At 25.6% G+C, this 18,220-nt stretch carries 16 protein-coding genes and 1 riboswitch; of the genes, 13 read left to right on the forward strand and 3 right to left on the reverse strand.

Translation table 11 applies throughout. The annotated features are described in order from the left end of the window. The first annotated feature begins 849 nt into the window (after positions 1-849). From ACWPW7_RS12070 to ACWPW7_RS12080, 3 genes are all read left to right on the forward strand, one after another. Positions 850-2,292, forward strand: a complete 1,443-nt coding sequence (locus tag ACWPW7_RS12070; protein ID WP_454053700.1) for an amino acid permease — start codon at positions 850-852, stop codon at positions 2,290-2,292. 271 nt (positions 2,293-2,563) lie between these two features. After that, positions 2,564-3,043: a permease gene (locus tag ACWPW7_RS12075; protein ID WP_454053701.1), complete on the forward strand. Its 480-nt coding sequence runs from the start codon at positions 2,564-2,566 to the stop codon at positions 3,041-3,043. 4 nt (positions 3,044-3,047) lie between these two features. Further along, positions 3,048-3,575, forward strand: a complete 528-nt coding sequence (locus ACWPW7_RS12080) for a permease (RefSeq protein WP_454053702.1) — start codon at positions 3,048-3,050, stop codon at positions 3,573-3,575. Positions 3,576-3,698: 123 nt separating this feature from the next. Here the strand turns inward: ACWPW7_RS12080 and ACWPW7_RS12085 are convergent, their stop codons facing one another. Then, positions 3,699-4,070, reverse strand: a complete 372-nt coding sequence (locus tag ACWPW7_RS12085; RefSeq protein ID WP_291566446.1) for a hypothetical protein — start codon at positions 4,068-4,070, stop codon at positions 3,699-3,701. A 432-nt stretch (positions 4,071-4,502) separates the two neighbouring features. Beyond that, positions 4,503-5,273, reverse strand: coding sequence for an exodeoxyribonuclease III (locus tag ACWPW7_RS12090; protein ID WP_454053703.1), 771 nt, complete (start codon positions 5,271-5,273; stop codon positions 4,503-4,505). Between the two features lie 550 nt (positions 5,274-5,823). Beyond that, positions 5,824-6,026: riboswitch (cobalamin riboswitch) on the forward strand. A gap of 298 nt (positions 6,027-6,324) precedes the next feature. Between ACWPW7_RS12090 and ACWPW7_RS12095 the strand changes: the two genes are divergently transcribed. Together ACWPW7_RS12095 and ACWPW7_RS12100 are read left to right on the forward strand one after the other, a co-directional pair. Further along, complete coding sequence (locus ACWPW7_RS12095) at positions 6,325-6,726, forward strand: DUF4430 domain-containing protein (protein WP_454053704.1); 402 nt, start codon at positions 6,325-6,327, stop codon at positions 6,724-6,726. A gap of 5 nt (positions 6,727-6,731) precedes the next feature. After that, the gene (locus tag ACWPW7_RS12100; protein ID WP_454053705.1) at positions 6,732-7,241 is read left to right on the forward strand and encodes a hypothetical protein; all 510 of its coding nucleotides are present in this window, start codon (positions 6,732-6,734) and stop codon (positions 7,239-7,241) included. Positions 7,242-7,382: 141 nt separating this feature from the next. Here the strand turns inward: ACWPW7_RS12100 and ACWPW7_RS12105 are convergent, their stop codons facing one another. After that, positions 7,383-8,540 carry a sensor histidine kinase gene (locus ACWPW7_RS12105; protein WP_454053706.1) on the reverse strand — a complete coding sequence of 386 codons (1,158 nt, stop codon included), beginning with the start codon at positions 8,538-8,540 and terminating at the stop codon, positions 7,383-7,385. A 395-nt stretch (positions 8,541-8,935) separates the two neighbouring features. Here ACWPW7_RS12105 and ACWPW7_RS12110 point away from each other — a divergent pair, with 395 nt between their 5' ends. The 8 genes from ACWPW7_RS12110 (at position 8,936) to ACWPW7_RS12145 (ending at position 18,062) form a co-directional block, all read left to right on the forward strand. Next, complete coding sequence (locus tag ACWPW7_RS12110) at positions 8,936-9,160, forward strand: DUF1858 domain-containing protein (RefSeq protein WP_454053707.1); 225 nt, start codon at positions 8,936-8,938, stop codon at positions 9,158-9,160. A 105-nt stretch (positions 9,161-9,265) separates the two neighbouring features. Beyond that, complete coding sequence (locus ACWPW7_RS12115) at positions 9,266-10,423, forward strand: DUF438 domain-containing protein (protein ID WP_454053708.1); 1,158 nt, start codon at positions 9,266-9,268, stop codon at positions 10,421-10,423. Positions 10,424-10,625: 202 nt separating this feature from the next. Further along, a complete protein-coding gene (locus ACWPW7_RS12120) occupies positions 10,626-12,026 on the forward strand; it encodes an MATE family efflux transporter (RefSeq protein ID WP_454053709.1) in 1,401 nt (466 codons plus the stop codon). A 348-nt stretch (positions 12,027-12,374) separates the two neighbouring features. Further along, positions 12,375-13,829 carry a potassium/proton antiporter gene (locus tag ACWPW7_RS12125; protein WP_454053710.1) on the forward strand — a complete coding sequence of 485 codons (1,455 nt, stop codon included), beginning with the start codon at positions 12,375-12,377 and terminating at the stop codon, positions 13,827-13,829. 413 nt (positions 13,830-14,242) lie between these two features. Beyond that, entirely contained in the window at positions 14,243-14,680 is a 438-nt protein-coding gene (gene hsp18 / locus ACWPW7_RS12130) for a heat shock protein Hsp18 (RefSeq protein WP_454053711.1), read from the forward strand. Between the two features lie 103 nt (positions 14,681-14,783). Next, a complete protein-coding gene (locus ACWPW7_RS12135; RefSeq protein WP_454053712.1) occupies positions 14,784-14,921 on the forward strand; it encodes a hypothetical protein in 138 nt (45 codons plus the stop codon). A gap of 199 nt (positions 14,922-15,120) precedes the next feature. After that, on the forward strand, positions 15,121-17,037 hold the full coding sequence (gene abc-f / locus ACWPW7_RS12140) for a ribosomal protection-like ABC-F family protein (protein WP_454053713.1): 1,917 nt from the start codon (positions 15,121-15,123) through the stop codon (positions 17,035-17,037). Positions 17,038-17,108: 71 nt separating this feature from the next. Next, on the forward strand, positions 17,109-18,062 hold the full coding sequence (locus tag ACWPW7_RS12145) for a patatin-like phospholipase family protein (RefSeq protein ID WP_454053714.1): 954 nt from the start codon (positions 17,109-17,111) through the stop codon (positions 18,060-18,062). Positions 18,063-18,220 lie beyond the last annotated feature (158 nt).

An 18,220-nucleotide genomic window follows, 5' to 3' on the forward strand; every position in this document is an offset into this window, starting at 1 on the left:
TGATTCTTTTGTACATATTTAAAAAGTTTACCCATATATATAAGAGTTTACTATTATATATCTTAAAAAATAATTAGTGAGGACTGACATATATTTTAGGTTACTTTAATATATCTATAGAAAATTTATTATGACTAGAACATTATACCATTAAATTTATTTAAATAAAGGAAATATTGTGTAAATTGGATTGATTATTTTTATTTTATTTATATAGAGCAAAATTTATATGATTTTTTAGTAAAGATTTAATTTGAAAATATAATGCTATGCTATTATTCTAAGGCTATAGCAGTATTAAGTAATAATAAAATATATTTAGACTTTGATTATTTATAGTTAATCATGTTGAAATTTTTATTTTTGATATAAAATTATGAATATAATGAATAATCTTACAATACTAATTTATATTGTCTATTACCTTTGATTATGGTAGGTTTGTTTTAGGATTAAGCATGTTTAAACCAAATTTTTCATTAAATAACAAAATTTAATTAGATGTTTTTAACAACAGAAAAGAGTTATTTGAGAAACATTAAATAATTTTAAGGCATTTAAAAAAATATCTAGCCAACATTTAAGTATATTTTTATAAAATACTGCATAATAAGAGATGATAAAAGAATGACTATATTAATACTATTTGTGAAAAAGGATGAAACTATATCTGTCTATATATTAAGCCTTAAGGCGGTTATGAAAGCGGATTTTAATATACTTAGATTAATTAATCTTTTTAGATGTCTAATAAAAAAGTATTCTTGTGGGAAATATATTTTTACATGAATAAAATTAAGTAAAAATATTATTATATGAAATGTTTTTACATAAGAGGAGAATGATATTATGGGTAACAACGAAGCTAAAAGGCTTACATGGCAAAATCTTGCGCTAATGGCCTTTGTTACAGTATGGGGTTTTGGTAATGTTGTTAACAATTTTGCTAACCAAGGATTAAAGGTAATAGTATCTTGGATATTAATTATAGGATTATATTTTGTGCCTTATGTTTTAATGGTAGGAGAGTTAGGAGCTACTTTTAAAGAAAGTAATTCAGGTGTAAGTGGATGGATTGACGCTACTATGGGTAAAAAATTAGCTTATCTAGCTGGATGGACTTATTGGGTTGTGCATATACCTTATTTAGCACAAAAGCCTCAATCAGTATTAATAGCATTAGGTTGGGGAGTATCACAAAGCGGAGATTTCATTAAAGGAATTAATCCACTAACATTGCAATTAATATCACTAGTAGTGTTCTTAGTATTTTTATGGATTGCTTCAAGAGGAATTACATCTTTAAAAAGAATAGGAACTTTAGCAGGTACTTCAATATTTGTAATGTCATTATTATATATATTATTAGTAATTGCAGCACCTGGAATGAGAGGAATTAAGCCTGCAACAACAAATATAACCTTTAGTTCAGTTATGCCAGAATTTAATTTTGCATATTTTACTACATTATCAATGTTAGTTTTTGCAGTTGGTGGTGCGGAAAAATTATCACCATATGTAAATAATACTAAAAATCCATCAAAAGATTTTCCAAGAGGAATGATAGTTCTTGCAATAATGGTAGCAGTATCAGCATTGTTAGGTTCATTTGCAATGTCAATAATGTTTGATGCAAACAACATTCCTGCAGATTTAAAGATGAATGGCCAATATTATGCCTTTAAAATGTTGGGAGAATATTATGGAGTAGGAAACTTCTTCTTAATTCTATATGCTCTTGCTAATATGACTGGTCAAATTTCTGCATTAGTATTTTCAATAGATGCACCATTAAAAGTATTATTAGGAGATGCAAATTCAGAGTATATACCAAAGTCATTAACTAAAACTAACAAATATGGTGCACCAATAAATGGATATAAAGTCACAGCAATTTTAGTTAGTATTCTAATAATAATACCTGCACTTGGTATTGGTGATATGAATACTTTATTCAACTGGTTATTAGACCTAAACTCAATAGTTATGCCACTAAGATATTTATGGGTATTCTTAGCGTATATGTTTTTAAGGAAAAAATATACAGAAAAGTATCCTTCAGAATATAGATTTATAAAAAATTCTAAGGTAGCCTATGGTGTTGGATTATGGTGTTTTGTCTTTACTGCTTTTGCATGCATTATGGGTATGTTCCCAAAGGGATTAGAAGCTTTTACATCAGAATGGTATTTTCAAATATCACTTAATATATTAACACCTTTTGTTCTTATAGGATTAGGGTTAATACTACCTTTTATTGCTAAGAGGAAAAATAATATATCAGAACTTTAAAAAATATTTTTAATTATTGAATATTATTACAGAGAGTATAATTTATGAGTCCATCTATTTTATATGAATTTAAGTTTCATAATAAATATTTTATTAGAAACTTAAAATCTTTAAATAGGTGGACTTTAATTTTATATATTTTATAAAAAATTAACAATTTATTAAAAAGTTGATTTGAAGAAAATTTACAAATTTACAAATATAGGAACTAATAAATATAAATTTAATATTAATATAATAAAGATTTAATAGTTTCTAGGGAGGATTTGTAATGACTACATTTTTGCTTTATGGAGCTGTAATTGTACTTTATTTGATTTCTTTTTTAAAAGATAAGAAGAAAACAAAAAGTGCATTATTGATAGGAATAAAGTCCTTTGAAAATATAATGCCACAGTTTTTAGGAATTATATTTATAGTAGGGATTATACTTACTATATTATCACCGGAGAACATATCATCTATTATTGGTGAAGAATCTGGAATCATTGGTGTGATAACTGCAGCTATAATAGGTTCATTAACTTTAGTACCTACATTTGTAGCTTTTTCTACAGTAGCATTACTTTTAGAAAATGGAGCAGGTTATACTCAAGTTACAGCATTAATTTCTGCTTTCATGTTTGTTGGAATATTTACTTTTACTATGGAAGCAAAGTTTATAGGTAAAAAGGCAACAGCAGTTAGAAATATAATTTATTTTGTTTATTCTATAGTAAGTGCATTTATTGTAGGGGTTATGATGAGGTGATTTTATGAAATGGCTAAAACGATATTCTTTTTTTATAATAATATTAATTATAACTTTAATAATAACTTTACTTGACTTTAATAAGGGTCAAAATATAGGGTTAATAGCACTGGATTCCTTTAAACAAATGCTAGCAGTATTGCCACCTATAATGCTATTATTAGGACTTTTAGATATTTGGGTTCCTAGAGAAACCATGATAAAATATATGGGAAACAACTCAGGAATTTTAGGAGTAGTCCTTGCTATATTATTAGGCTCATTAGCAGCAGGACCTGTATATGCAGCCTTTCCTATAACTGCTGTATTTATTAAAAAAGGAGCTAAATTTAGTAACATAATGGTCTTTATGGGAGCTTGGTGTACTACAAAAATACCAACATTTTTATTTGAATTATCAGCACTTGGATATAAATATACTTTTACTAGACTTTTAGTAAATTTACCTAGTATTATATTTTTAGCATACTTAATAGAAAGGCTATTAAGTAAAAATGATTTAGAAGAAATTTATAACAAATTTAAAGAATGAAGCATTATATAGATATGCTTCATTCTTTTTGTATGAAATGAATTATTTTTCATTGCTTTAAAATTAATATGAAAAATTATTTAATAAAATAAATTGAAACGTATTGCGTTATAGTAGAAAATATTAAAGTTGTTTTCTATAAAGGACATGGTGCATATTTTTAAAGTTATATAATTGTTCCTTAGTTATCTCTTCTATAGTATTAATTTTAATAACATTGTGTATAGTTCCTATCCTAAGTTTAGCATCCCCTAAATCTCTTGCTAGCATTATTCCACAATAAACTGCTACATCACTATTTATATTAAATAAAAACATTTTTAATTGATCTATTGGAACGACATCTTTCTTTAAAAATTCATCATCAAACTCAACTTCGCTATCTAATGAAATTAACCCATCTCTTACAATATGCTTATCCCATCCCTTATACTCACACAGTCTGCCCCATAAGCCTAGATTAATAAGATTTTTAACAGTTAATTTTATCATCATAATTCTCACTCCTTACTTATAATTAAACTATTAAATATATTTTAATAGTTATTTGAAAATTTTTCAAATTTTATACATATATATATTTTAAACATTATGTTAAAATACTTTATAATATTTATAAAAAATTAATGTTAATTAAAATTTATAAATATATAATAAACATATAACTTTAGATATAGCTATAAGATTTATACTATTATAATTAATATATTTCCCAATTATAATAAGTTCATTATAAATTATAGAAAACTTTAATATTAAATAAACTATAATTACTTTTCATATTTAAATATAAATTATATCATATTTTATGTTTTTATTATAAAAATATTTTATGAAAAGAAAAATATAATATACACAAATATAAAATAATTATTACTTTGTAATATTTTTAATATTTAAAGAGTATATAAATTAAAAGCCGTGATCTTAATCACGACTTTCAATTTCTAAAGTTATAGGACAGTGGTCTGAACCTAGAACTTCATTTAAAATCTCTGCCTTTAAAACTCGATTAACCATGTTTCTTGAAACAAAGAAATAATCTATTCTCCATCCGGCATTTCTTTCACGAGCCTTAAATCTGTAGCTCCACCAACTATATTTTATTTTATCTGGATTTATATATCTAAAGGTATCGATGTATCCATTTGATATAAATTTGTCTATCCAAGCTCTTTCCATTGGTAGAAAACCAGAGGTCTTTTCATTAGCTTTAGCATTTTTTATATCCATAGGAGTATGAGCAGTATTATAATCACCACAAATTATTAAATTAGTACCTTTTGATACTTCAATATTACAAAAATCTAATATAGCATCATAAAATTCCATTTTATATTCAAGTCTTTCTTCAGAAGATTGACCATTAGGAAAATAGATATTCATAAGAGTAAAGTCTTCATATTCAGCAATTAATATACGTCCTTCTATATCAAATCTTTTAATACCAATACCATTTTTAATAGATTTTGGTTTTGTTTTAGTGTAAATTGCAACTCCGCTATATCCTTTTTTTATTCCATGAGAAAAATATGAATAGTAGCCTTCAATATTAGTTATATTCTCATCTAAATTATTTTCTTGAAGCTTAGTTTCTTGAATACATAATATATCAGGTGATGACTCCATTATCCAAGGAATAAAATCTTTTTTTAACATGGCTCTAAGGCCATTTATATTCCATGAGTAAATTTTCATTGTAAAACTCCCCTCATAAGTATTTGAGATAAATTTATAAAATATATCTCAATTTTAAAATATTTTATAAGATAAAATATAAATAATAATTAACAAAAATTTTGTCATAATAATATATATGAATATTTTAATATTATTTATAATGATTAATTTTTATCTTTTCTATCATTATATAGTTTAATAGTCTATTAATAAAGACAAATTGATAATTCTTATCAATATAAAAAATTAATCTTTTTAAATAATTGTATTTATAGGCTTTATTAATGAAAATTTAACTTATACATTACTTTGATTTCTATAACAAAAATTATTGTTCGTAAATAAAAAAATAGAATGAAAGATACGAATTGTTGTTAAAACTTCATCATCAAAGTTCTTGGAGCTTTTTAGAATAAATTTTGTTTTAAAAAATTCACTAAAGGTGAATTTCATCTTCAATTCATATTCTTAAGTATTAACCCTTAATCTCTAAAAAGTTAAGTTATTTTTATAAAAAATTATTTCTTTCAGTATATTTTAAATTTTCACATTGCATACCTATATTCACTAGATTTATTGAAAGTTAAATTCTCATATGATAGAATTAAAATAAATTAATATTTGCTGTTCTGTAAGGAATATGGTTTTAAGCCATAGCAGCCCCCGCTACTGTAATCGTGGACAAAGAGCAATAGTCACTGGAATTTATCTGGGAAGACGCTTTGAGGTTGAAACGAGAGCCAGGATACTTATTAAACAGTATATTCAAGCTTTTCTTCGGAGGGAAGAGTTGGTTTAGTTTTACAGAAAGCCACTCTCTTTCTTTTACATTTAAAGAAAGAGAGTTTTTTATTTTGTAATACATAGAATTTAAATTTAAATATAGAAAGGAGCAATACACAAGTTGTTTCTATTTTAAAATAGAAACTATTATGGAATCAGCTAGGATATCTGAAAGAAAATATATCAAAATATTGACTAGTTATTTTTGAATATAGCTAAATAGAAATTGATTAGTCAGGGGCTTATATCGACTTAATTTATATGGAAAATATAGGAGGATATAGTTATGAAGAATAACAATAAAAGGATTATAACAACTATTTTAATTTTACTTATTGCTGTTGTAGGTTATTTCGCTTATGGAAAATTTGCAAAAGTTGAAACCGTTAAAGGAAATAAAAATATAACAGTAATTGTTAAATCTGAAAAAGATAAATATGAAAAAGAACATAAACATTCAACAGATGCTGAATTTTTAGGAAAGGCATTGGATGAGATGAAGATAATAGATGCAGAAAAGTCACAATTTGGAAGATATGTAAATAAAGTAGATGGAATTTTAGCAGATAAGAATAAACAAGAGTGGTGGAAACTTACAATAAACGGAGTGGATGCAACAGCAGGAATAGACGAAACTCCGATAGCTGATGGAGATAGATTTGAGTTTATATTTACAACAGGCTGGTAAATATTATGAATAAAACCAGAGAGTTAATTATAATAGTGTTATTATCTTCAATAATCACAGTATCAAAAATGTTTTTAAGCTTTTTACCGAATGTAGAACTTGTATCAATGCTTTTAATTGTTTATACACTTGTATTTAGGAAAAAAGCTATAATTATAGCACTATTATTTATTCTTATAGAAGGGCTAATCTACGGAATTGGATTATGGTGGTTTAGCTATGTTTTTGTTTGGCCATTATTAGTTATACTGACATTATTATTTACAAGGATAAATAAAGAAAACTTTTTACTTTGGTCTATATTTTCAGGAGTTTTCGGCTTAATCTTTGGTATGCTTTTTGCCCTTCCTTATATAATATTAAATGATCTTAGTTTTGCTGTTGCTTATTGGATAAGAGGAATACCTTATGATATAATCCATATGGTAGGAAATTATCTGGCAATGATGCTATTAGGAGAACATATTTATAAATTATTAGTAAGGCTAAATAAAGAAGAGTGCAAAAGTTATTAATTTTAAAATTTTATTGCTTAAATTTAGGTATCATATTAAAAGATCAAAAAAACCTTCTTGTAAATGGAGTTACTATACACCATTTACAAGAAGGTTTTTTTGATTCAATTATAAAGGTAATTCATTAATCAAAATGCTTTATTAATTATATATATCGGAAAATTCCATATATATCTTTTCTATAGGGTTAAAATTTATTTGTTTATTTTCACTATAATTACAATTTTTATTTTGTAATATAGGAATTTCCACTATAAATTCACTTCCTACATTTTCTTCACTTATAACAGAGATTTCACCATTATGCATTTCTACCAGAGATTTCACAATGGAAAGGCCTATACCACTACCTTCATGATTTCTGTTCATAAGAGGCTGTACTTGTCTAAACCTATTAAAGATTATCCTTTGTTTTTCTTTAGGGATTCCTATACCATTATCCTTTACCGAAATGATTAGGTTACCATTATTTTCAGAGATGTTCAGCTGAATTTTACTATGAGGCTTTGAGAACTTTGCAGCATTAGATAATAAATTTAAAATTATTTGCTCTATTTTTTCAGCATCACAGCTCATTATTTTACTAGTAATTGTACTATGATAGGTAAAGATTAAATCTTTACTTTCTATATAATTTTTAATAGAATTACAGATGTTTATTATTATGCAAATTATGTCTTGATCATGCATATTTAAAGATAAAAACCCAGCATCAATTTTTGTGGAATCGATGAGATTGTTGATCAATCTTAACAGTCTATAGCAGTTTTGTTTCATTATATTAACATAATTATATAGTTTTTCTTTACTTTTTAAATTATCTTCATTATCAAGATATACCTTAAAGAGTTGAATAGAACTAAATATACTATTTAAGGGTGTTCTAAGTTCGTGAGACATATTTGATAAAAATTCTGTTTTAAGATTACTATACTCTAAGGCTTCTTTTAAAAGAATATTATTTTTACCGTATGTATCTTTACTATATATGTATATATCATCTTCAATTATTTCTGATAATTTGTATTTTGAGTTATAACTTTTATTTTTTTTAAGTTTTTTACTTTTGTAATATAAATAAATTAAGTCACTAGGATGAATATATTCATATAAAATTTCTAGTGCAGTTAACATGAGCTTTTTTTGATTACAACCAACTACCTTACTAAGTTCTTCTGAGAATTTTACAGCATTTTTTTTAAAGATATATTCATAATCACCTACTTCATTTAAATTTTCTAAGGCATTTAGCATCTCTGATAAGTCTTCATTGTTTAACATTAAATTTACATCATTCACATTACATCACCTTTTAGTATCAAATATGTTTTATTATATCACCATTATTGTAAATATTATGTAAAATATTGCGCAGATTGAGAATAAAAGATGAACAATAAATAAATGCTGTATTTATAAGCATTTATTCTATTAAAGATAATATGCTATGGAATATTATTACATATATTCCCAAAAATTAATAGGTTTACTTTGTTGTATTAAAATTGTGTAAAGCTTAAATTGTTTTTACTTATTATAAATAAGATATTTGAAATATTGTATCAAAATTTAGTAGAAAATTTTTTTACATTTACTCTATTTTTAAATTTTGATTTAAATCACAGTTTATTAGAGAGATCTTTCTTATACTTGAATTAATAAATTAAGATATATTCTTAAAAAGAAGGTGAAGTATGAAGAATATATTAGATATGAATAAAACTATTTATGAGCTATGCAAGGAAAATTCTAGGCTTAAAGAAAGGTTAAAAAGTATAGGATTTGAAAATATAGCTAATGATAAAATGCTAAATACAGTTGGACGAGTTATGACCATTCCTAAAGGTGCGAAAATAAAAGGTTATGACATAAGTGAAGTTAAAGAAAAACTAATAAAAGAAGGTTATTATATAGTTTAATAGAAAAGGAGGTAGAGCATATGAGTGAGCTTATAAATAATAGAGAAAATAAAAAAAATAAATAAAAATAAGAGAGAGGAAAGGTTAAAGAAAATAATAAAAGATTTGCATAATGGAAAAAGTGTAGAAGAAGTCAAAGAGGAATTTGAAACTCTTATAAAAAATGTCTCTGTAAATGAAATATCTGAAATGGAAGCAGCCTTAATAAAGGAAGGAATGGAAGTAGAAGAGATTCAGAGATTATGTGATGTTCATGCTGAAGTATTTAAAGGTTCAATTGAGGAAATTCATAGAGATGAAAGAACTGAAAATAGTAAAGGACATCCTATCTATACTTTAAAAATGGAGAACCTAGCAATAGAAAACCTCTTAAATAAAAATATATTACAAGCTTTAGTATTATATAAAAAGGAAAATACCAATGAAAATTTACTAAAGCTATTAGAAGAATTTAATTTACTATGGGATATAGACAAACACTATAGTAGAAAAGAAAATATATTATTTCCTTATATGGAAAAATATAAAATTAAAGCTCCACCTAAAGTTATGTGGGCTGTAGATGATGAAATAAGAAGAGATATAAAAGATATAAAAGATATTTTAATTAATTTTAATGGTGATATAGAAGTGCTGGAAGAAAAAATTAATATCATTACAACAAAAATTTTAGATATGATCTTTAAGGAAGAAAATATATTATTTCCGTTATTATTAGAAACTTTAACAGAAGATGAATGGGTTGAAATAATGGAAGATAGTGATGAAATAGGATATTGCTTAATAGATGTAGTAGAAAAGTGGAAACCTCAGCGAATGGCTATGAAATATGCAAAAGAAGATAATAGATTTGAAAAAGAGTATATTAAATTAGATACAGGAATTTTGAATATAGAGGAATTATCAGCTATATTTAATCATTTACCAGTGGATATTACTTTTATTGATAAAGATGATGTAGTAAAATATTTTTCTCAGAGCCAAGAGAGGATATTTGCAAGAACTAAATCTGTAATTGGAAGAACTGTTCAAAATTGTCATCCACCTGCAAGTGTTCATATTGTAGAACAAATGCTTAAAGATTTTAAATCTGGAAAGAAGCATAGTGAAGAATTTTGGATTAAAATGGGAGAATTATATGTATATATAAGATATTTTGCAATCAAAAATGAAAAGGATGAATATATAGGGACATTAGAAGTAACTCAAAATATAAAGTCCATTCAAGAAATAACTGGTGAGAAGAGGTTATTATCACAATAATTTATATATAACTTTTAATAGTTATTGACATAGAAGAAAAAATTTTATATAATTCTATAGGAATTTAAAAAAATATATGAAATTCAATAATCTGCTTTATATATCTTTTACAAAAAAAGATATACAAGTGCTGAAGTTAAACACTTTGAAAATCTTCAAAGTGTTTTTTTTATCTAAAAACATAGAGAAAGGAGAAATAAAATTGAGTTTAAAGATAAACTTTAAAGAACTTTTTAACGACAAAAAATTCTATAAGAGCTTATTTCTATTGTCCATGCCTATTGTATTACAACAGTTAATAGCATCTTCATTAAATATGTTAGATACAGTTATGATTGGTATGGTTGGAGAAACTGAATTAGCATCAGTAGGTATAGCAAATCAGTATTATTTTTTATTTAGTATATTTATTATGGGTATAAGTTCTGGGTGTTCCGTATTTATATCTCAACTTTGGGGTAAAAAAGACAAGGAAAACATAAGAAAAGTATTAGGTATTGGACTTATAAGTGGTATGGTAATAACTGCATTATTTACCATTATAGCATTATTAATACCAAAATCAATTATAGGAATATTTAATAAAGATATAGAAGTTATAAGACTAGGAAGTGAATACTTAATTATAGTATGTTTAAGTTATGTATTTACGGCTATTAGCTTTAACTTTGCAGCAGCTTCTAGAAGCATTGAAAATACAGTACTTCCTATGGTGGCTAGTTTAGCAGGATTAATTTGTAATGGAATATTAAACTATGTATTTATATTTGGTAAATTTGGATTTGGGGCTATGGGAGTAAAGGGCGCTGCACTTGCTACCCTAATTGCAAGAATAGTAGAATCAATTATATTAGTAGCTCCTATATATTTTACTAAGGGAATATTAGCAGTTAAATTTAAAGAAATCTTTAGTATAACTAAAGATTTAGTTAAGAGTGTTTATGCAACTATAATACCTGTTATGCTTAATGAAGCTTGTTGGGGATTTGGAAATGTAACTTATGCAATAATCTACGGAAGAATAGGTACTCAAGCTTCCGCAGCAATACAAATTTGTACAACTGTTCAAAATTTATTTATGATAATTACTTTTGGATTAGCTAATGCTTCAGTAGTTATTGTAGGAAAAGAGATTGGTTCAGGACGTGAAGAAAGAGGTAAACTTTATGCAAGAAGACTATGTACAGTATCTGCATTGGTTGGACTAGCGTTATCCTTTATTCTTGCTTTAAGTGCTCCAATGGTATTATCACTATTTAATGTTTCACAGGCTGTATTAAATGATGCATTACTAATTTTGTATATCTATGCCGTAGTTATGACTGCAAAAGTATATAATGTTATGCTTATTGTAGGTGTACTTAGAGGAGGAGGAGATGCAAAGTTTGGTGCTATGGTGCAGGGTATCACACTATGGTTTATAGGAATACCATTAGCTTTTGTCGCTGCCTTTATATTTAAACTTCCTGTTTATATAGTTGCACTAATGACTGCTATTGAGGAAACTTTAAAAGTAGTGGTATTAGTTAAAAGATTTATTTCAAACAAATGGATTAACAATGTTATAAAAGATATAGAAAATGAAAGTGAAATTGCTATTTAAAATAAGCCTATTATGGGCTTATTTTATTTTTAATGAAATATTTACCTGTTATAAAAAAGAAAAATAAAGATAAATAAATGTAGCCTGTGATTAACAAAGAAAAATACATAAAAATTTTAATAGATTCATATATAATATACTAATTGACTATTTTTCAGATTTGATTTTATAGAAAAATTTAATCTAAATTATAGAAGTTTTTATGCGAACTATGTTATAATAACAACATGAGCTCCTATATACATTACTCCATAAAGAAATTTAAGACTTATTTAAAGTGTAAAGATTTAAATAAGGAAATTAACGGCTTTATACAATAAAATCTTAAAACTTTTGGGGGTGAAAAATATGCTAACAGTAGAAAATATTTTACTTATAAGCTCTATACTACTTTTTGTTAGTATTTTTGCTAGTAAGATATTATATAAAATTGGAATACCAACTTTAATATTATTTTTGGTTGTTGGTATGTTAGCAGGTTCTGATGGTATAGGGAAAATTTATTTTTATGATCCCAAAATAGCACAATTTATAGGAACTGTTGCATTAAGCTTCATTTTATTCTCTGGTGGATTAGATACAAAATACGATGTTATAAAACCAGTATTTAAGCAGGGAGTATTTTTATCCACATGTGGAGTTTTAATTACTGCTATAACAGTAGGATGCTTTGTTTACATTATAACAGATTTAAGTTTTTTAGAAGGAATGTTATTAGGTTCAATTGTTTCCTCTACTGATGCCGCAGCGGTATTTTCCATACTTCGTTCACAAAGTTTAAAACTTAAAGGGAATTTGGCACCATTATTGGAACTAGAAAGTGGTAGCAATGACCCTATGGCCTATATGTTGACTGTATCAATTCTTGGCCTTTTAACAGAAGGTGATATGGGTATAGCTAACTTTATTGCATTATTTTTTATGCAAATGGTTATTGGTTCATTACTAGGAGTTTTTTTTGGCAAGCTTATGGTATTTATAATCAATAAGATTAAGTTAGACATTGATGGGTTATATCCAGTGTTAACTATAGCTATGGCTATATTTACTTTTTCAATTACAGATTTAATTGGTGGAAATGGATTTTTAGCTATATACATTTCAGGATTAATACTAGGAAACAGTAGTTTTATACACAAAAAAACTGTAATGAAATTTTTTGATGGTCAATCTTGGCTTATGCAGATAATTTTATTTATAACCCTAGGACTATTAGTATTTCCTAAACAACTTACATCTATTAGTGGTACAGGACTTATGATATCAATATTTATGGTTTTAGTTGCAAGACCACTATGTGTGTTTATAATACTATCATTTTTTGATTTTACATTTAAAGAAAAACTTTTAATATCATGGGTTGGGTTAAGAGGAGCTGCACCTATAGTTTTTTCAATTTACCCATTGTTAGCAGGTATAGATATTGCACCTATGATATTTAATATAGTATTCTTTATATCTGTTACTTCTGTTTTAATTCAAGGCACTTTTTTGCCTAAAGTAGCAAAGCTTTTGGATCTAGCTGAAGAAGATATGGGAAAACTAGATAATGATAAGTTTGTAGATAGGTATGATAGTTTTAAGAATCAGCTATTTGAACTTAAAATTAATAAAGATTCTAAAGTTATAAATAAACCTATTGTTGATATTCAATTTCCTAAAACTTCTTTAATTATTACAATTAATCGTAATGGAAAATATGTTACACCTAATGGTTCTACTGTGTTGGAAGCAGGGGATAAATTAATTATAACTTCAGAAAAAAAAGAGGACATATTTGACATAAGGAAATGTATAAAATAAAAATTTAGAAAATTCATAATCTAAAAGTAAAAGACTATAGAGATAATTTTCCAATAAATCATTTAAAATAACATCATCATTTAACAGAAAATTATGGAGAGATTAGGAGTAAATATTGAGAGATTAGCTAACTTAAGTATATTTGCTAATGGAAAAATAAAGTGAAAACTTATACTAAATTAGGTAATTTTGCTAGAAAAAATTGATTTCTAAAGAGGTATGGCCGTGGATTGTTTAGAAATCTTATAAAATATAAAATTTTAATTAGGATAAATAAAATGTTGGAAAATAAGGATGTTTAATTAAAATATGAAAGACAGTAGTGAGAATAATCATTACTGTCTTTAGTTTTAATCTTTTGAATAAAATTAGGTGTTATACAAATAATATAAAAAAATTGAGGAGGTTTTTATATGTTTGAAATAATGCCATGGAAAAGACATAATTCTATAAGTAAAAGAGGGGATATTTTTAATCAGTTAATGAATCAATTTTTTGATGAAGATTTCTTAGAAAGAATAAATTATAATAGTTTTTCAGTAGATTTAAAAGAAGATGAAAAATCTTATATAATTGAAGCTGATTTGCCAGGAATAAAAAAAGAAGATATATATCTAGATTATAATAATGGTTATTTAACTATTAGTGCTAAAAGAGAAAATCTAGTTGAGGATAAAAAAGATAATTATGTAAGAAAAGAGAGAAGTTATGGTACATTTAAAAGAAGCTTTTATGTAGATAATATTGACGAAGATAATATTGATGCAAAGTTTGATAATGGAGTATTAAACATAATTATTCCTAAACTAAATGATAGTAAAGTAGAAAAAAGAAGGATAGAAATAAAATAAATATTAAAAATTGTTGAAATATATATGTAAATAAATTAGAATATAAATAGTGTAATCTTTTAATTACAAAATATATAAATAATTAAGAAAAGGAGGGTAGAAAATGGAATTTAATATTAGCAATATGACAGACAAAAATCAAAAATATAGTAGTTCCGTTGCAAAAAATGGAAATATCGATTTTTACGGGAGTAGTCTGTCCTTTTTTAAGTATATTGCTAATATAAGTGTAAATCCATGAGTATATCTGTAGCTTTTTTATAAGGAAAAGTATTTTTTGAGCTCTATGGGTTTTCCATAGAGCTTTTAATATTTAAAAAAGAATAGCTATTCTTGTAAGCCAATATGTCCATAAGTATGAGCGAAAGTTTTATGGATATTATTAGGCTTATTTTATTTTATAAAAAATTAATATTAGAGAAATATATGGAGGGATTAATATGATAGAGTTAGCTTTAAATAAAGTTTCAAAATACTATGGAGCTACAATGGTTTTAGAGGATATAAGTTTTGAGGTTCATAGCGGAGAAAGAATAGGATTAATAGGAAGAAATGGTTGTGGTAAAAGTACACTTTTAAAAATAATTGGTGGAATAGAAAGTAATGATGGAGGTATGGTAACTGTAAGAAAAGATGCAACCATAGGATATTTAGATCAACTTCCTCAGTATAATGATGATTTTAGGGTAATAGATGTACTTGATTTAGCTTTTAATGAAGCTAATGAGATTGCAAGAGAGATGAAGATACTAGAAAATAAAATGTCCATACTTCAAGGAAAAGATTTGGAAAAAGTTTTATATAAATATGAGGATCTACAGAAATCTTTTGAAATTTTAGGAGGATATGATATAGAAGAAAAACTAAGTAAGATTTGTAATGGCTTAAAAATTACTGAGAGTTTTAAAAATAGAATATTCAATAGTTTAAGTGGTGGAGAAAAAACTACTGTAATATTGGGTAAGATATTACTAGAGTCACCAGAGATTTTGCTCTTAGATGAACCTTCTAATCATTTAGATTTAAAATCTATAGAGTGGCTTGAGGATTATTTAAAAGATTATAAAGGAGTATCAATTATTGTTTCTCATGATAGATATTTCTTAGACAGGGTTGTTAATAAAATTGTAGAAATTGAAGATATGGTATCTACAGTTTATATGGGAAACTATTCTTCATATGTTAAAGAAAAAGAAGATAATATTCTTAGAATGTTACAAGCTTATGAAAATCAACAAAAGAAGATAAAATCTATGGAAAAAACCATAAAGGATTTAAGGGAATGGGGAAAAAGAGCTGATAATGTTAAATTTTTCAAAAGAGCAGCAAGTATGGAAAAACGGTTAGAAAAAATGGAAAAATTTCAAAAACCCAAAATAGAGAAAGAAAATATAAAATTATCACTAGAGGTAAAAAATCGTTCTGGTAAAGAAGTAATAAAAATTAAAGAGCTGAGTAAAAGATTCAATGATAAGATTTTACTAGATAAAGCTAATTTTCTTTTAACTTATGGAGAAAAAATAGCTCTTATTGGAGACAATGGTACAGGAAAATCAACACTTTTAAAAATACTTTTAAATAATTTTGATGAAAGCTTTAATGAAAAAGAATATTGTGGAGATAGTGGTATGGCAGAGTTAGGGGCTTCAGTGAAGTTAGGCTATTTACCTCAAAAGATTAAGTTTAACAATGAGGATAATACTGTTTTAGAGTGTTTTAGAGAAGACATTTCAATAACAGAAGGTAAGGCAAGGGAGTATGTTGCAAAATATATGTTTTTTGGTGAAGAAGTTTTTAAAAAAGTCAAAAACCTTTCTGGTGGAGAAAGAAGTAGATTATGTTTATGCAAGCTTATGTATAATGAGATTAATTTACTAATATTAGATGAGCCTACTAACCATTTAGATATTGACTCAAGAGAAGTATTAGAAGAGTGCTTAAAAGAATTTGAAGGTAGTATCTTCTTTGTATCTCATGACAGATATTTTATAAATCAACTATGTCATGGTATAGTTGAATTAAATAGTGGTAAATTAAATTTATATATAGGTAACTATGATTATTATAAAGAAAAGAAAAATGAGGAGAAAAATAAAGTAAAAACCATAAATGAAAAAACTATTAGTAAAAAAAGTTATAAAAGTGTTAATGAAGATAAAAGGTTAAAAAATAAAGAAAAAAAAGTGGAAGATTTAGAAGAGGAAATATCATGTCTAGAGATAAGATTAAAAAATATTGAGAAAGAGATGGTATCCAACTCTATAGATTATGAAAGTTTAAATACTTTATATGAGGAAAAATTATTTATAGAAAATAGTTTAGAAGAACTAATAAAAAAATGGGAACAATTGATTTAATATAGTTTATTTTCAAGAGCAAAATATTTATTGTATATGTATAGTTATAACTTAATTAAAGGAGTGAGTTTATGAAGGAGAGAATGGGGCTTGCTCTAGCTGGTGGTGGAGGAAAAGGCGCTTATGAAATAGGAGTATGGAGAGCACTTAAGGATTATGGGATAGAGGATTCTATAGGTGCTGTGGCAGGAGCATCTATAGGAGCATTAAATGGGGTATTATTTGCTTTAGGTGAATATGACTTAGCCTTAAATCTATGGACTTCTATATCACCAGAAAAGGCATTCGGAAAAGAAAATAAAAAAGAAAATATCATAGAAACTATTAAAGAAAACTATGATGATAAAAAAATGAAAAATACTAATGGTGAAAAAAGTTATTTAAAAGAAAAAAAATATATTTATTATTTAAGATGTTTAAAGGAGAGCTATATAAAGTTTAGAGAAAGAAAAAGAAGTGTAAGTTTAAAGAAACGAATTGAAAATATGGAGGTTAATGGTATATTCTCTAAAGAAGGGATAATAAATATTTTAGATAATTTAGTAGATTTAGAGAGATTGTCTCATACGGATATAGAATGTTTTGCTTCTTGTTGCAAAGCTCCTTTAAATAAACCTAAAATACTTTGTTATAGAAGCAATATGAACACAGAATATTTTAAATTAAATAACTGTGAAAAAGAAAAAGTTAAAACAATTTTATTAGCAACTTCAGCCCTTCCACTAGTTTTTGGTACAGAAATTATTGATGATATTGAGTATGTTGATGGGGGGATTGTAGAAAATATACCAATACTACCTTTGTATGAAGCAGGATATAAAAAAATAATAGCAGTTCATTTAAAAAAAGGTTATATAATAGATAAAGAACCTTTTCCAGGTCTAGAAATTATTGAAATTATACCTAGTGAACCTATTGGAGATTTTTTTAATGGAACTTTAGACTTCTCATTAGAGAATGCCCTAAAAAGAATGGAGCTTGGATATAAGGATACAGTTAAAATTATAAGAGAACTAAAACTTTAATAATGAATAATTAAGAAATAACAATTATAGAAACTTCTCCCTTCGTGGAGAAGTTTTAACTTGTTTTTTGAAAAAGCTACTTAGATATTTTTATTATAAAGTAATTAAGAGTGTATTAAAAAAATTAATTTGAATAGAATTAATTTAATTTTTAATTG

Source organism: Clostridium sp. Marseille-Q7071, assembly GCF_965112025.1.

Bases quoted from the DNA above. Each gene is read 5' to 3' on its own strand.
- ACWPW7_RS12090 (WP_454053703.1), bottom strand. From the start codon at position 5,273: ATGAAAATTTACTCATGGAATATAAATGGCCTTAGAGCCATGTTAAAA.
- ACWPW7_RS12100 (WP_454053705.1), top strand. From the start codon at position 6,732: ATGAATAAAACCAGAGAGTTAATTATAATAGTGTTATTATCTTCAATA.
- ACWPW7_RS12110 (WP_454053707.1), top strand. From the start codon at position 8,936: ATGAAGAATATATTAGATATGAATAAAACTATTTATGAGCTATGCAAG.
- ACWPW7_RS12085 (WP_291566446.1), bottom strand. From the start codon at position 4,070: ATGATGATAAAATTAACTGTTAAAAATCTTATTAATCTAGGCTTATGG.
- ACWPW7_RS12070 (WP_454053700.1), top strand. From the start codon at position 850: ATGGGTAACAACGAAGCTAAAAGGCTTACATGGCAAAATCTTGCGCTA.
- ACWPW7_RS12125 (WP_454053710.1), top strand. From the start codon at position 12,375: ATGCTAACAGTAGAAAATATTTTACTTATAAGCTCTATACTACTTTTT.
- ACWPW7_RS12095 (WP_454053704.1), top strand. From the start codon at position 6,325: ATGAAGAATAACAATAAAAGGATTATAACAACTATTTTAATTTTACTT.
- abc-f (WP_454053713.1), top strand. From the start codon at position 15,121: ATGATAGAGTTAGCTTTAAATAAAGTTTCAAAATACTATGGAGCTACA.
- ACWPW7_RS12145 (WP_454053714.1), top strand. From the start codon at position 17,109: ATGAAGGAGAGAATGGGGCTTGCTCTAGCTGGTGGTGGAGGAAAAGGC.
- ACWPW7_RS12075 (WP_454053701.1), top strand. From the start codon at position 2,564: ATGACTACATTTTTGCTTTATGGAGCTGTAATTGTACTTTATTTGATT.
- hsp18 (WP_454053711.1), top strand. From the start codon at position 14,243: ATGTTTGAAATAATGCCATGGAAAAGACATAATTCTATAAGTAAAAGA.
- ACWPW7_RS12135 (WP_454053712.1), top strand. From the start codon at position 14,784: ATGGAATTTAATATTAGCAATATGACAGACAAAAATCAAAAATATAGT.
- ACWPW7_RS12080 (WP_454053702.1), top strand. From the start codon at position 3,048: ATGAAATGGCTAAAACGATATTCTTTTTTTATAATAATATTAATTATA.